This is a genomic window from Sinorhizobium sp. NG07B (genome assembly GCF_002532005.1).
GTDB classification, from domain to species: domain Bacteria; phylum Pseudomonadota; class Alphaproteobacteria; order Rhizobiales; family Rhizobiaceae; genus Sinorhizobium; species Sinorhizobium fredii_C.
The window spans coordinates 836,103-849,104 of record NZ_NWTD01000003.1 but is presented as its reverse complement, the minus strand read 5'-3'; the positions used below and the strand labels follow the sequence as shown (position 1 = coordinate 849,104).

Here is a 13,002-nt window from a genome sequence, read left to right as displayed (position 1 = left end):
TTCACTGGAGTCTGAGCACCTCGTTCCAGCGGGCGATCAGCCGGGCGCGTTTGACTTGGTCGAGATAGACCATGAGTCCCGGACTGACCGGCACCGGCTTCAACTGGCCGCCGAGCATTTCCTGCATGGTGTTGGCGGTGTTCTCGCCGGCGACCTCGGGACTCACGGCCGGGATCTCAAGCTCGCGCGCCATGATCGTCTGACCTTCCTTCGACATGAAGAATTCGAGATAGCGGCGGCCGAGATCTGGAGAGGCGGCGGCCTGCGGAACCAGGCCGATTCGCGACATCACCACGGTATAGTCCTTCGGCAGCACGATGCCGACATCCGGATGCCTGGAGGCCCAGTCGGCGGCATAGGAGCCGAGGATATTGTAGCCGAGCACGAAGCGCCCGTCCGCCACCCGCTCGAGGATCGCCTGGCTGGTCGAATAGAGCTTGACGCCCGCAGCACCCATTGCCTGGATGACGCTCCAGATGTCGCCGAACTGTTCCTGGTCGCGCGCCATGAACAGGAAGCCGACGCCGGATCGCTCGATATCATAGGTGCCGATCCGGCCGAAGATCTCGCTTCCCTGACGCTTCAGATAGTCGACGAATTCGGCGCGCGTCGCCGGCGGCTTTTCTTTTGAAAAACTCGGTTTGTGATAGACGAACACGGCCGGCTCGAAGGTTAGCGCATAGGCCGTGTTGCGCCAGTTCGCCCAGGCCGGCCAGCGGCCGCTCATCGGCAGGTCGCTGCGCTGGGCATAACCGTCATTGCTGAGCTTCACCTGCAGGTCCATCGCGGAGGAGAAGGCGAAATCGGCTGTCCTCTGGCCGGCATCGGTCTCCTTGACGATCCGGTCGTAGATCTCGCCGGTCAGCATGTCCTCGTAGCGGACAGCTACATCCGGATTGGCCTTCTGGAAGCCGACGATCATCGGGCGCGCCAGCGGCTCGTCGAGCGAGGAATAGACGACGAGAACGGGCGCCGCCGCATCGCCGGAAACGGCCGGGAAGAGCACCGGCGCGGCGCAGGCGAACCCGACGAAAAACAACCAAAAAGCGAAGGAAATCAAGAACTGCATAATTTCACAATGCCTCACCCGCACGCCGTTCACAAGCAAGGTCGCGGCCGATAAGGTGAAGCGGGGGAGAGTGACGATTTGCGTATCTTGCTTGTTGAAGACAATCAGGCCCTGGCAGAGGGTCTCTCGGCGCTTTTGCGCGGCAGCGGCTATGCCGTCGACGTGGTGAACGACGGCGCCTCGGCGCATGCCGTCGCCGCCGCCGAGAGCTTCGATCTGGTGATCCTGGACCTGAACCTGCCGGAGATGGACGGGCTCGACGTGCTGCGCGCCATGCGGGCCCGGCAGAACCGGGCGGCCGTCCTGATCCTGACGGCCCGCGGCTCGCCCGAAGAAAGGATCAAGGGCCTCGATCTTGGCGCTGACGACTACCTGATCAAGCCTTTCGACATCGGCGAGTTCGAGGCGCGCGTGCGGGTCCTGCTCCGCCGTCAGGCCGGCCTGCGCAGCTCGATCGTCAGCTACGGCAATGTCTCGCTGGATCTGAACGCCCGCAGTTTTTCCGCCGGCGGCGTGCCGATCGAGATTCCGGCGCGCGAGCTCGGGCTGCTCGAGCTTCTCTTCATGCGCGCCGGCAAGGTGGTCGCCAAGGACGCGATCGTTCAGTCGCTGACCGGCCTCGATGACGATCTCAGCCCCAATGCGATCGAGCAATATGTCAGCCGCCTGCGCAAGCGCCTGGCGCCCTACGGGCTGACGGTGCGCACGGCCCGCGGCATCGGTTACTACCTCGACAAGGCGGCAAACCCCGAATGAGGACGGCCGTCTATTCGCTGAGACGCAGGCTGCTCGGCTGGCTGTTGATCTCGACCGCCGTGATCGGCGTGATCGCGCTGATGGACACCTATCGGGAAGCGGTCAAGACGGCGAATGTCGTCTCGGACCGGGTGCTCGCAGGCTCGGCACTGGCGATCGCCGAGCGCGTTGTCGTCGCCGAGGACGGCACGCTTCAGGTCGACATACCCTATGTGGCGCTTGAAATGCTGACCTCGGCCGCGCAGGACCGCGTTTTCTATCGGGTGGATGGCCCGCCGGGTGCGTTCATCACCGGCTACCAGACCCTGCCGTCGCTTCCCGAAGCCGCCGGCCAGTCGACCAGCTTTGCCGATGCGGTCTTCCGCGGCGAGCCGATCCGGTTGGCGGTGCTTCGCCGCTCCGCCTCCACCGGTGTCGATTCCGTCCCTTTCGTCGTCACCGTCGCCGAGACGACGATTGCGAGACGCCAGCTGACCCAGACGATCCTGCTGCACTCGGCGCTCCGCCTAGGCCTGATGATCGCCGGGGCGGCCCTGATCGTCTGGGTGGCGGTGACCTTTTCCTTACGGCCGCTCTACCGACTCGGCGACGCGATCGCCGAGCGCAGTCCCGACGATCTCCATCCGATCGGCGAGCGTGTGCCGAGCGAGGTGCAGGGGCTGGTCGACACGGTCAATTCCTTCATGGTGCGGCTGCAGTCGGCGCTCGATGCGCTTCGCCATTTCACCGGCAATGCCAGCCATCAGTTGCGCACACCGCTCGCGATTATCCGCACGCAGCTGGCGCTCGCCCGCCGGGCGGCGACCGTCGACGAGGCTCTCTCGGCCGCCGCGAAGGCGGACGAGGCGGTTGCGAACGCCGAGCGCATCCTGGCGCAATTGCTGCTGATGGCGAAGATCGATGCGGCGGCGAAGGAGGAGGCGCGCGGATCGGAGCGGATCGAACTTGCCCTCCTGGCCCGCAGCGTCACTGCGGAGCACGTGCCGGCGGCAGGCGAGGTCGGCATCGATCTCGGTTTTGCCGGCGAGGGGGAGCGCTGGATCCGCGCCGAGCCGCTGCTTGTCGGAGAGCTGCTGAAGAACCTCATCGGCAATGCACTGCTCTATGCCGGGCGCGGCGCGGAGGTGACGGTGCGCGTCACAGGGCTGGGCAATCAGGTCGCCCTCGAAGTCGAGGACAACGGTCCGGGCATCAGGCCGGAACTGCGCGAAGCGGTGCTGAAGCGCTTCCGGCGGGGCGGCGACGAGGCGCCCGGTACGGGTCTCGGCCTGCCGATCGTCGAGGAAATCGCCGCGCTCTACGGCGGAACAATGCGACTCGAGGGCGGCGATGGCGGCCGCGGCCTGAAGGTGGTCGTCACGTTCCCGCCGGGGTGAAGAGCCGCAGCCGCGAAGCCGTTACGAGCGCTCTTCGCTTTCCTCGCGGTCGCGGGCTTCGAGAAGAGATGCGGCGTCGCGGGTTTGAACCCGCAGCAGCTCGTTCCAGAGCTGGCGAGCGAAACGCGATTGAACCTGGTTCGCAGGCTTGCGCTGCGATGACATGACAAATCTCCGATAGGTTTGGAATGCCGTTCATATAGTCTATCGACGAGCCGATGGCCACGGCAGAGTCTACCGAGCTGCTTTGCAAGGGAAGCATATGTCGAGTAGCAAGAATATCGATAGATCCGCGTAGCAGACAACAAAAATGCCGGGATGAATTTCTTCATCCCGGCGAGCGGCTGCACTGGGAGGCAGTTTCTTTACGTCTTTTTCCGGCCTTTCTGGCGGTAGACGTCGACGACCACGGCGGCAACGATGATCACGCCCTTGACGATCTCCTGGTAGTAGGCGTCGACCCGGAGGAAGGTGAAGCCGGAGGTCATGACGCCGAGGATGATCGTGCCGATCACGGTGCCGGTGATGCGGCCGACGCCGCCAGTCAGCGACGTGCCGCCGATGACGGTCGCGGCGATCGCGTCGAGTTCGTACATGACACCCATGCCGGCTTGGGCGGTCTGGGCCCGGGCTGCGGTGACAACGCCGGCGAGGCCTGCGAGCATGCCGGCGATCGCATAGACCTTGATCAGATGCGCTTCGACATTAATGCCGGAGACGCGTGCGGCCTGGACGTTGGCGCCGATCGCATAGGTGAACTTGCCGTAGCGGGTGTAGCGGAGCGCAATATGGAAGATCAGCGCGACCACGAGGAAGACGATGACCGGCCAGATGCCCGTGCCGATAAAATTGAACTGCTCGGTAAGTCCGGAGACCGGCTGGCCCTTCGTGTACCACTTGGAGATGCCTCGCGCTGACACCATCATGCCGAGGGTGGCGATAAAGGGCGGGATCTTGGTCTTGGCGATCAATTGCCCGTTGATATAGCCGGCGACGAGGCCGATGCCGACACCAAGCCCGATCGGCACGATGGCCGGCAGGTCGGTCAGCGAGGGATAGAGCGCTCGCGGCCAGGTGGAGGCTTGCGCGACGCTCGCCGAAATCATTGCCGTCATGCCGACCACGGAACCTGAAGAAAGGTCGATGCCGCCGGTGATGATGACCTGCGTCACGCCGACGGCGATGATGCCGATTACCGATACCTGGAGGATCATGATCGTCAGGCGCTGCGGGTTCATCAGGAAGCTCTGGCCGACGAGAAGCCAGCCGAGAACTTCATAGACGAGCGCGATGCCGATCAGCACCAGGAAGATGTTGAACTCGGGCGGCAGGCGCCGTCTCGATCCGGCAAGCGGCGAACCCGCGCCCTGTGCAGCGATATTGGTTTCCATTGTCTTTCCTCCCTGCGGTCAGCATCTGCGCTAGCGCGCGGCAAGTTCCATGACCTTGATTTGGGTGGCTTCTGCCCTGTCGAGGAAGCCGGTGACGCGGCCCTCATGCATGACCATGATCCGGTCGCTCATGCCGAGCACCTCGGGCATTTCCGACGAGATCATGATGACGGCGACACCGTTGCGGGCGAGTTCGGTCACCAGGCGGTGAATCTCGGCCTTGGCGCCGACGTCGATGCCGCGGGTCGGCTCGTCCAGGATCAGAATATGCGGATTGGTGAGCAGCCAGCGGCCGATCAGCACCTTCTGCTGGTTGCCGCCCGAGAGGTTCTCGATGCGCTCCTGCAGGTTCGGCGTCTTGACGCGCAGCTTGCGACTCATCTCCTCGCAGGCGGCGGTGACTTCCTTCTCGGAGACGAAGCCGCGCTTGACGAACTTGTCCTGCAGCACGGCGATCTGCATGTTCTCGAGAATGTCGAGGATCAGCAGGCACCCGGTGTCCTTGCGGTCCTCGGTCAGGAACGCCATGCGGTTCTTGATCGCCGTATTCGGGCTGTCGATCACCACGTCCTTGCCGTCGATCGATATCGTGCCCGAGCTTGCCGGGGTGACGCCGAACAACGTCTCGGCGACATTCGATCGGCCCGAGCCGACAAGGCCGGCAACGCCGAGGATTTCGCCGGCGCGCACGTCGAAGGAGACGTCGTGGAAGACGCCGTTGAGCGTCAGGTTCTTGACCGACAGCACGACGTCGCCGATCGGCACCTCTTCCTTCGGGAACATCTGGGTGATCTCGCGGCCGACCATCATGCGGATGATGTCGTCACGGGTGACCTGGCTGGAGGCGTGCGTGCCGATATATTTGCCGTCGCGGAAAACCGAGAATTCATCCGCGATCTCGAACAGCTCGTTCATCTTGTGGGTGATGTAGACGATGCCGATGCCTTGCGAGCGGAGATCCCGGATGATTTCGAAAAGATGCGCCACCTCGCGTTCTGTGAGTGCGGAGGTCGGCTCGTCCATGATCAAGACGTCGGATTCGTAGGAGACCGCCTTGGCGATCTCGACCATCTGCCGGTTGGCGACCGACAAGTGGCGGACTTCGATTTCCGGATCGATGTCGATCTTCAGCCGCTCGAAGAGCTTGGCAGTCATGCGGCGCATTTCGCCGTGGTCGACGAAGCCGAAGCGGTTCTTCGGCTCGCGGCGGATCCAGATGTTCTCGGCGACCGTCATGAACGGCATCAGGTTCAGTTCCTGATGGATCATGGCGATGCCGTTTTCGAGCGCGTCGAGCGGCGATTTCAGCTGGACGTCGGCGCCGCGGAGCTTCACCTCGCCGCGGTCTGGGTGATAGATGCCGGCGAGGATCTTCATCAGCGTCGACTTGCCGGCACCGTTCTCGCCCATCAGCGCGTGCACGGTGCCGCGCTTCAGCTTGAACTGAACGTCGTCGAGCGCGACGACGCCCGGGAATTCCTTGCGCACGCCTTCGGCGGCCAGGAGATATTCGGCATTGGGTACGGCACCGCTGGCGCGCACGGCTGCCATCGTTGTGGGACTGAGCGTCATGGTCATTGCCTCCCGATCCTCCGGCCCCGGCCGGAACGTCCACGCGGCGGGCGGAACAGCCCTCTCTTAGGCCCAAGCGGGCTTCAGGCTGGACTCGCTTAGAGTGGGAGCGCGGCTGAAGCCGCGCTCCCCACGAGGAACGATCAGTTCTTGGCCTGGTACTTGGCTAGGTTTTCCTTGGTGACGAGCTCGAAGGGGATGTAGACCTTCTTCTCGACCGGTTCGCCCTTGGCGAGCTTCAGCGCGGCATCGACCGAGCCCTGGCCCTGGCCGGCGGCGTTCTGGAATACGGTCACGTCGAGGTCGCCGGCAGCCATGGCGGCGAGCGCGTCCTGGGTGGCGTCGACGCCGCCGATCACGACCGAGTCCATCGACCGGCCGGCAGCTTTCAACGCCTGGATGGCACCGATCGCCATTTCGTCGTTATTGGCAATCACGGCATCGAACTCAACGCCGGCGGAAAGCCAGTTGGTCATCAGGTCGGCGCCCTGGGTGCGCGACCAGTTGGCGGTCTGCTCTTCGACGATCTCGATCCCCTTGCAGGCGTCGGTGGCGAGAACGTCGTGAACGTCCTTGGTGCGCATGCGGGCGGCCTGGTTGGAGAGTTCGCCCATCATGACGACGGCCTTGCCCTTGCCGCCGAGCATCTTGCAGACTTCCTGCGTCTCCAGCGTGCCGGATTCGACTTCGTTCGATGCGACGAAGGCCTGCTTTTCCGGGAGCGAGTCGATGTTCACCGGCTCGCGGTTGACGTAGACGAGCGGAATGCCGGCGTCTGCGGCGATCTTCGACATGGCGGCGGTTGCATCCGTGTCGACCGGGTTGACGATGATCGCGTCGACGCCGGCAGCGATGAAGTTCTGGATCTGGCTCTGCTGCTTGGCGACGTCGTTCTGCGCGTCTTCGATCTGCAGCTCGACGCCGTTCAGCGTCTTGGCATAGTCCTGCATGCCGTTGCGCAGAACCGTCAGGAAGTTGTCGTCGAACAGCGCCATCGAGACGCCGATCGTCTCCGCATGCGCAGCCGTCGACAGCATAACAGCCATCGCAGTGCCCAGAATGAATTTCTTCATGTCTACTTCTCCTCCACTTTGGTGCCGGCCACACCTTTTCTTGCCGGAAACTCGATTCTCGTTGATCGAGCTCATCTCCTGTCAGAAGCAACACTCCCGTTGCGCTTCTGATGAAAACGGAACAAACAAACCAGTGGTTCGCAAAGACGGAATATGTATTCCATTTTATCGGGACGCCGTCAAGTGCATCTTGCGGCGCCGGGGCCAATTTCCGCGCCCTCACTCCCGTCAAGCGATCAGGCGCGGGATTGCAGGTAATCCATGCTCTTACGAACGGCCGTGGCCGGCTCGCTCAAGGCATGGACGGAAGGCGCGAAGGGCTCGAACGAGAAGGGACCTTCGTAGCCTTCGGCGCGAAGCCGACGGATCTGTCCCGCATTGTCCAGCCGGTCTGCAGCGTCGACCAGAATCCTGTGCGGGTCGCGCATTTCGGAGACCGCAACAGCCTCGTCGCTGACACCGGAAATGTGGACGAGGCCGGTCAGTTCCGGGAAGAAAGCGTCCTCGCCGGCGAGGTGATGGTGGAAGGTATCGTGGACGAGCCGGAAGGTCTCGCCGCCGATTTCCCGAATCGCCTCGGCGGCCTCGGTCTTGGAGCGCAGCGAGCAGATTTCGAAGCCGAGCGGCTCGACAAGGCCGATGACGCCGGCCGCATCGAGCAGCGGCTTCAGGGCTCGCAAAGCCCTACGAAGATTGGCCTGGCGCTCGCCGTCCTCCTGGCCGCTGCCGTCATTGACAGGCACCAGCACCAGAGCCTCGGCGCCGCAATCGCGCGCATAGGAAATGAGCTCGCGCGCCTCCGCCTCCCGTGCCTCGTTCCATTCGTTGAAGCGCTGCAGGGCGTTGATCGAAATGATCGTCAGTCCGTCTCTTTCCGCAAGCGCCTTCACCTTAGAGGGCGTCGTGCCGTCGAGAATGGCATTGCCCGAAAGGTCGTTGCGAATTTCCACCGCCGAGACTCCGAGCGATCTCGCCAGCGCGAAAAAGGCATCGAGCGGCAGCGCCGGAGCGGCCATATGGTTGAGGGCGAAGGGAAGGGCGGTCAATGGATGTCCTCCAGGAATGTTTGGAATGGCTGTCGCCGTTGTTCGGAACGTTTGTTCCATTTCGGCGACCACATTCACCGTGAAGACGCGTCCAGTCAAAGTCCTAGTCGTGCAGCGGCATTGCATTCCTGCAAGATTGCGCCGCGGCGATGAGAGGAATCTGTCAAAGCGCCGGAGCGATGCGCCGGCGATCGGTTTCAGGATTCGACAGTCAAGCCTAGATCGAACCAGGCAAATTCCGCCCGCGTGGGTTCACTTGACCCCGTTGGCCTCGGCAACGAAATCCGAGAGCATCGGCACATAGTCCTCGCCCCGCCCGGCCCCGACTGCCTGGGCGAAGGCGTTCCTGACGGCCGCGCCGATCGGATTGGCGACGCCGGCGGCATTGGCGAAGGCGGCGAGATAGCTCATGTCCTTGAAGCCGTTGCGGATGGCGAACTTGTGGGCATTCGGGTCGCGCTCCAGCACCCAGCGGAAGAAGGTCTGGTAGAAGGGGCAATCCATGCGGCCGCCGCGGATCACGCTGTCGAAGATCTCCGGTTCGAGGCCGGCCTTTCGCCCGAGCATCAGCGCTTCGGAATAGAGCGCCGCATAGCCCATCGACAGGAAGTTGTTGAGCAGCTTCATCGTGTGGCCGGTCCCCGTCGGGCCGGTGTGAATGATGCGGCCCGCAAAGCACTCAAGCACCGGCCAGACGCGACGCACGTCTTCGTCCGCCCCGCCGACCATGATATCGAGCGTGCCGGCGGCGGCGTCCGCCGGGGTGCGGCTCAGCGGCGCATCGACGAGCGTAATGCGCCTCGGGGCCAGGTCCGCAGCGAGCTTCGTCGTCACCGAAGGATCGGAGGTCGAGCAATCGACGATCGTCAGCGGCCTCCCGGCGGCGGCAATGCCGTCCGCGCCTTCGACGACGGCCAGCACTTCAGGCGAGCCGGTCACACAGAGCACGATGACTTCGCAGTGCTCCGCCATCTCGCGCGGCGTCCTCACCTCCTTCGCGCCTTCTGCAACGAGCGTCTCGACCGGCGCGCGGTTGCGGTGCGCCATGACCGAGAGCGGCCAGCCCTTTTTCAGGATGTTGGCGGCCATGCCCTGGCCCATCAGCCCGAGCCCGATGAAACCCACATTCGCCTTTGTCATGTTCGCCTCCATGGTGCTGACGCCATGGTGCACGATTGGCGCGGGATCGCCAGACCGAAATTCTGGCCGCTCCGCCTGCTAATCTCTCAAGGTGACCAACACCGGCGCGTGGTCGCTGGCATTTTCCCACGCGCGCACGTCCCGGTCGATGCCGGCGCCGGTCAGCCGGCGCCTGAGTTTTCGACTGAGCAGGATGTGATCGAGCCGCAGGCCGGCGTTTCGCTGCCAACGATTGCGGCGATAGTCCCAGAAGGTGAAAAGCTGCTCGTCCGGGTAGATCTTGCGCAGCGCATCGAGCCACCCCTGCTCGAGCAATTGCCGGAAGGTGGAGCGGCTTTGCGGCTGGATGAGGGCGTTGTCGTCGTAGGAGCGGGTCGGATAGATGTCGCGCGGTTCCGGGACGACATTGTAGTCGCCGGCAAGCACGACCGGCAGGCCGGTGTCGAACAGGTCGGCGGCGTGGCTGGCGAGGCGCTGGTGCCAGGCGAGCTTGTAGTCGAATTTCGGGCCCGGCTGCGGATTGCCGTTCGGGGCGTAGAGCGAGGCGATCAGGATGCCGTTCACGGCCGCCTCGATATACCGGCTCTGCGTGTCGGATGGGTCGCCGGGCAGGTCCGTGCGTGTCAGGACCGGTTCGCCGTCGCGGGCAAGGATTGCCACGCCGTTCCAAGCCGATTGGCCTCGCCAGACGGCGCCATAGCCTGCGGCCTCGATCGCCTGCTTCGGAAACTGCCCGTCCGTTGCCTTGAGCTCCTGCAGGCAGATGACATCCGGCTCGGCCGCTGCGAGCCAAGCCAGCAGGTTGTCCAGCCGCTTGTTGACGCCGTTGATGTTGAAGGTGGCAATCTTCATGCGGGCTCAGCGGACCAAGTCGCCGGCCCAGCGCGTGACAGCGTCAGCGAGCGTTTTCAGATGATCGGCCGCGGAGAAGCCGGAGATGCTCTTGCGCGGTTTCAGGTCATGGTCGCCGTCCTCCAGCCAGAGAACTTCGATCTGGTCGGACAGCGTATAGCCCCGAACCTCTTCGCGCGTGCCGAACTCGTCGCGGGTTCCCTGGCAGATCAGCGTCGGCGTCTGGAGCCCGGCGAGATGCCTGGTGCGGAGCTGCTCGGGTTTGGCCGGCGGGTGGAAAGGATAGCCGAGGCAGATGAGCCCGGCGACTTTACCCCCGGCATGAAGCTCGTCGGCGACCATGCTGGCGACGCGTCCGCCCATCGACTTGCCGCCGATGATTAGCGGGCCCTTCGCGCCGAGTTCGGCGACCGCGGCGCGATATTCCGGATTGAGCGTTTCGGCGCGGGGCGGGGGCTTGCGCTCGCCGGTGCGCCGCGCCGCCATATAGCCGAATTCGAACCGGACGACGCGGAAGCCTGCCTCCGCGAGCGCCCTGGCCGTGGCGCTCATCGAGGCCGAATCCATCGGCGCGCCGGCGCCATGGGCAAGAAGAATGGTGACCGGCGCGTCCTCCGGTCCGTCGAACAGGAACTTTCCGACCATTCAGGCAGCCGTCCTCTGGATGATTCCGTTTATCAGGCGATCTCAGGATAAGATCATGCGGCGATCCAAAGCGCCACAGGCCGCACCTGTTCAGGCGCTGGGCGCCGTCGGGAGAAGGTGAAGGTTCACGAACTGCACGCCGCGCTCGGCGGTTCGCGCCCATTCGGAATCCCTGTCGAGTTCGAGATAACGCTTCCACCAACGGCGTGCCTCGCCGAGATCGCCGGCATCGAATTCGAGCTTTGCCAGGTTGAAGATCGCATCAGCGTAATCGCCGCCGACGTCGATCGCCTTTTGAAGGTATCTGCGGGCGGTGTCGATGCGGCCGCGCTCGCCCATGAGCCCGGCGAGGTTGAACCAGGCCTCGGCAAATGAGGGGTCGAGCTTAAGCGCCCGGGCGTAGTCATGCGCGGCATCCAGTTCGCGGCCGGCAGCGCGAAGGCAGTTGGCGCGGTTGAAGGCGGCGACGGAGTCGGTGCGGTCGATGGCGAGGTAACGCTGATAGATGGAGGCTGCTTGGTCATATTCGCCTTCTTGCTCGGCCTCCTCGGCTTGCGCGAAGAGCTCCTCGAGTTCCGCCTCCTCGACGGCGCCGAGGTCGAGCAGTAACTGCCCATCGAGTTCGCTCAGGCCCTCGGCCCGCCGGGCATAAATCGTCCTCGAGCCTTCGTGATGGAGCGACAGCGTCGTCAGCGAAGCGACATGGCTGGATCGCTGGACGGAGCGCGCGATCGTCCCCCAGCCAGCGCCGCTTGAGATCAGTCCGGCATACTTGCGGGCGAGGATCACGTCGCGGAATGAGTAGGGTTCGCTGTCGTGTTCGAAGGCGTCGAACAGCGACAGCAGGTCGAAGAGGCGAGGCGCGATCTTCGCCTGGTCGATCAGCGGTTGCCGCGGCAGCGCCGACGTTTCCGGTGCGGTCGCGAGGCCCAGGAGCCGAAGGAAGCCGTTTTCGCTGAGCAGGCGCCGTCCGAAGACGGCCTCCCGTTCGAAACGCGCCTCGATGTCCGCATCGGTTGCCTTCAGGAGTAAGCCGCGGCCGAAGACCACATGGGTAGTTTGCCGGGTGACGCCGCGTCGCAGATGTCCGCCCTGGCGTTCGACCTCCCGTGCGATTAGCCGCCGCGGATAAGCGGCGAGCGGCCCGACGATGCCGAATGTCTTGCCGGCGACCGCCATCAGGCCTTCTTCTGTGTGGTCGTCTTCTTTGCCGCGGCGGGTTTGGCGGCAGCGCTCTTCGCTGCGGGCTTGGCAGTCGGCTCGGTTTTGCTCTTGCTTTTGGCCGGCGGCTTCGTCTGCGACAGGCTCGCCTTCAACGCATCCATCAGGTTGATGACGTTGCCGCGGTCAGGCGGCGCCGCGATGATCGGCTTATGGCCCTTCAATTTTTCGCGGATCATCTGCATCAGCGCGATCTCGTAGCGATCCTCGTAGTTCTTCGGATCGAAGGTCGTGGTCTTTTGCTGGATGAGCGCCTCGGCGAGCTGCAGCATTTCCGGGTCGGGACTGCCGACCGGAATGTTGCCGAAATATTCGGCCGTGCCGCGCACCTCGTTCGGGTTCCTGAGCGTGCAGACGAACATGCCGGTCTCGCGTGGGCCGATAGTGATCACTCGTTCACGGCTCGAGAGTACCAGGCGGGCGATGGCGAGCTTGCCGCTCCGCCGCAGGGCCTCCCGCAGGACGATGAAGGTCTCCTCGGCCATCGCCCCGTCCGGCGCCAGATAATAGGGCGCATCCTGGTAGATCACGTCGACGGAGCCTTCCTCGACGAAGGCCTCGATGTTCATCGTGTGGTTCGATTCGATCCTGACGCTGTCGAGGTCGGCCTCGTCGATGACGATGTATTTCTTGTCCTCGTATTCGTAGCCCTTCACCAGGTCGGATCGTTCGACAAGGCCAAGCTCCGGATCGACCGGCTTCATGTTGATCCGGTTGTGGGTATCCTTGTGCAACTGATTGAATGTAATGCGTTCGCTGCTGCTGGTGGCCGGATAAAGCCTAACCGGGCAGCTCACGAGACTGAGTCTGAGATATCCCTTCCAACTTGCCCTGGGTGCCATGGTGGTCTCCTACGCGGCA

At 63.9% G+C, this 13,002-nt stretch carries 13 protein-coding genes; 2 read left to right on the top strand and 11 right to left on the bottom strand.

The annotated features are described in order from the left end of the window. Position 1: 1 nt before the first annotated feature. Positions 2-1,069: an ABC transporter substrate-binding protein gene (locus CO664_RS13855; RefSeq protein WP_097539077.1), complete on the bottom strand. Its 1,068-nt coding sequence runs from the start codon at positions 1,067-1,069 to the stop codon at positions 2-4. A gap of 78 nt (positions 1,070-1,147) precedes the next feature. Between CO664_RS13855 and CO664_RS13850 the strand changes: the two genes are divergently transcribed. Further along, positions 1,148-1,825 (top strand): response regulator transcription factor, encoded by a 678-nt coding sequence (locus CO664_RS13850; RefSeq protein ID WP_037383914.1) that lies wholly within the window; start codon positions 1,148-1,150, stop codon positions 1,823-1,825. Continuing rightward, complete coding sequence (locus CO664_RS13845) at positions 1,822-3,201, top strand: sensor histidine kinase (protein WP_097539076.1); 1,380 nt, start codon at positions 1,822-1,824, stop codon at positions 3,199-3,201. The genes CO664_RS13850 and CO664_RS13845 overlap by 4 nt, the downstream gene beginning before the upstream one ends. A 21-nt stretch (positions 3,202-3,222) precedes the next feature. Here CO664_RS13845 and CO664_RS30695 read toward each other — a convergent pair whose 3' ends face one another. The 10 genes from CO664_RS30695 to CO664_RS13800 all read right to left on the bottom strand — a co-directional run bounded on the left by CO664_RS30695 (position 3,223) and on the right by CO664_RS13800 (position 12,983). Continuing rightward, the gene (locus CO664_RS30695) at positions 3,223-3,366 is read right to left on the bottom strand and encodes a hypothetical protein (protein WP_162843166.1); all 144 of its coding nucleotides are present in this window, start codon (positions 3,364-3,366) and stop codon (positions 3,223-3,225) included. A gap of 200 nt (positions 3,367-3,566) precedes the next feature. Beyond that, positions 3,567-4,592 carry an ABC transporter permease gene (locus CO664_RS13840; RefSeq protein ID WP_097539075.1) on the bottom strand — a complete coding sequence of 342 codons (1,026 nt, stop codon included), beginning with the start codon at positions 4,590-4,592 and terminating at the stop codon, positions 3,567-3,569. A gap of 30 nt (positions 4,593-4,622) precedes the next feature. Next, positions 4,623-6,164: a sugar ABC transporter ATP-binding protein gene (locus CO664_RS13835; RefSeq protein ID WP_097525972.1), complete on the bottom strand. Its 1,542-nt coding sequence runs from the start codon at positions 6,162-6,164 to the stop codon at positions 4,623-4,625. A 143-nt stretch (positions 6,165-6,307) separates the two neighbouring features. Further along, complete coding sequence (locus CO664_RS13830; protein ID WP_097525806.1) at positions 6,308-7,237, bottom strand: sugar ABC transporter substrate-binding protein; 930 nt, start codon at positions 7,235-7,237, stop codon at positions 6,308-6,310. A 236-nt stretch (positions 7,238-7,473) separates the two neighbouring features. Continuing rightward, on the bottom strand, positions 7,474-8,283 hold the full coding sequence (locus CO664_RS13825; protein ID WP_097525807.1) for a TIM barrel protein: 810 nt from the start codon (positions 8,281-8,283) through the stop codon (positions 7,474-7,476). A 252-nt stretch (positions 8,284-8,535) separates the two neighbouring features. Beyond that, complete coding sequence (locus CO664_RS13820) at positions 8,536-9,423, bottom strand: NAD(P)-dependent oxidoreductase (RefSeq protein WP_097525808.1); 888 nt, start codon at positions 9,421-9,423, stop codon at positions 8,536-8,538. A 78-nt stretch (positions 9,424-9,501) separates the two neighbouring features. After that, the gene (xth, locus tag CO664_RS13815; protein ID WP_097539074.1) at positions 9,502-10,275 is read right to left on the bottom strand and encodes an exodeoxyribonuclease III; all 774 of its coding nucleotides are present in this window, start codon (positions 10,273-10,275) and stop codon (positions 9,502-9,504) included. A 6-nt stretch (positions 10,276-10,281) separates the two neighbouring features. Further along, positions 10,282-10,920, bottom strand: a complete 639-nt coding sequence (locus CO664_RS13810; protein WP_037419076.1) for an alpha/beta fold hydrolase — start codon at positions 10,918-10,920, stop codon at positions 10,282-10,284. 90 nt (positions 10,921-11,010) lie between these two features. Next, positions 11,011-12,099, bottom strand: a complete 1,089-nt coding sequence (locus CO664_RS13805) for a tetratricopeptide repeat protein (protein WP_097539073.1) — start codon at positions 12,097-12,099, stop codon at positions 11,011-11,013. After that, positions 12,099-12,983 carry a Ku protein gene (locus CO664_RS13800; protein WP_097539072.1) on the bottom strand — a complete coding sequence of 295 codons (885 nt, stop codon included), beginning with the start codon at positions 12,981-12,983 and terminating at the stop codon, positions 12,099-12,101. The genes CO664_RS13805 and CO664_RS13800 overlap by 1 nt, the downstream gene beginning before the upstream one ends. Between the last annotated feature and the right edge of the window lie 19 nt (positions 12,984-13,002).

What these genes read in the sequence shown, in the direction of transcription:
- CO664_RS13855 (WP_097539077.1), bottom strand. Translation starts at nt 1,069, where the DNA reads ATGCAGTTCTTGATTTCCTTCGCTTTTTGGTTGTTTTTCGTCGGGTTC.
- CO664_RS13845 (WP_097539076.1), top strand. Translation starts at nt 1,822, where the DNA reads ATGAGGACGGCCGTCTATTCGCTGAGACGCAGGCTGCTCGGCTGGCTG.
- CO664_RS30695 (WP_162843166.1), bottom strand. Translation starts at nt 3,366, where the DNA reads ATGTCATCGCAGCGCAAGCCTGCGAACCAGGTTCAATCGCGTTTCGCT.
- CO664_RS13840 (WP_097539075.1), bottom strand. Translation starts at nt 4,592, where the DNA reads ATGGAAACCAATATCGCTGCACAGGGCGCGGGTTCGCCGCTTGCCGGA.
- CO664_RS13835 (WP_097525972.1), bottom strand. Translation starts at nt 6,164, where the DNA reads ATGACGCTCAGTCCCACAACGATGGCAGCCGTGCGCGCCAGCGGTGCC.
- CO664_RS13830 (WP_097525806.1), bottom strand. Translation starts at nt 7,237, where the DNA reads ATGAAGAAATTCATTCTGGGCACTGCGATGGCTGTTATGCTGTCGACG.
- CO664_RS13820 (WP_097525808.1), bottom strand. Translation starts at nt 9,423, where the DNA reads ATGACAAAGGCGAATGTGGGTTTCATCGGGCTCGGGCTGATGGGCCAG.
- xth (WP_097539074.1), bottom strand. Translation starts at nt 10,275, where the DNA reads ATGAAGATTGCCACCTTCAACATCAACGGCGTCAACAAGCGGCTGGAC.
- CO664_RS13810 (WP_037419076.1), bottom strand. Translation starts at nt 10,920, where the DNA reads ATGGTCGGAAAGTTCCTGTTCGACGGACCGGAGGACGCGCCGGTCACC.
- CO664_RS13805 (WP_097539073.1), bottom strand. Translation starts at nt 12,099, where the DNA reads ATGGCGGTCGCCGGCAAGACATTCGGCATCGTCGGGCCGCTCGCCGCT.
- CO664_RS13800 (WP_097539072.1), bottom strand. Translation starts at nt 12,983, where the DNA reads ATGGCACCCAGGGCAAGTTGGAAGGGATATCTCAGACTCAGTCTCGTG.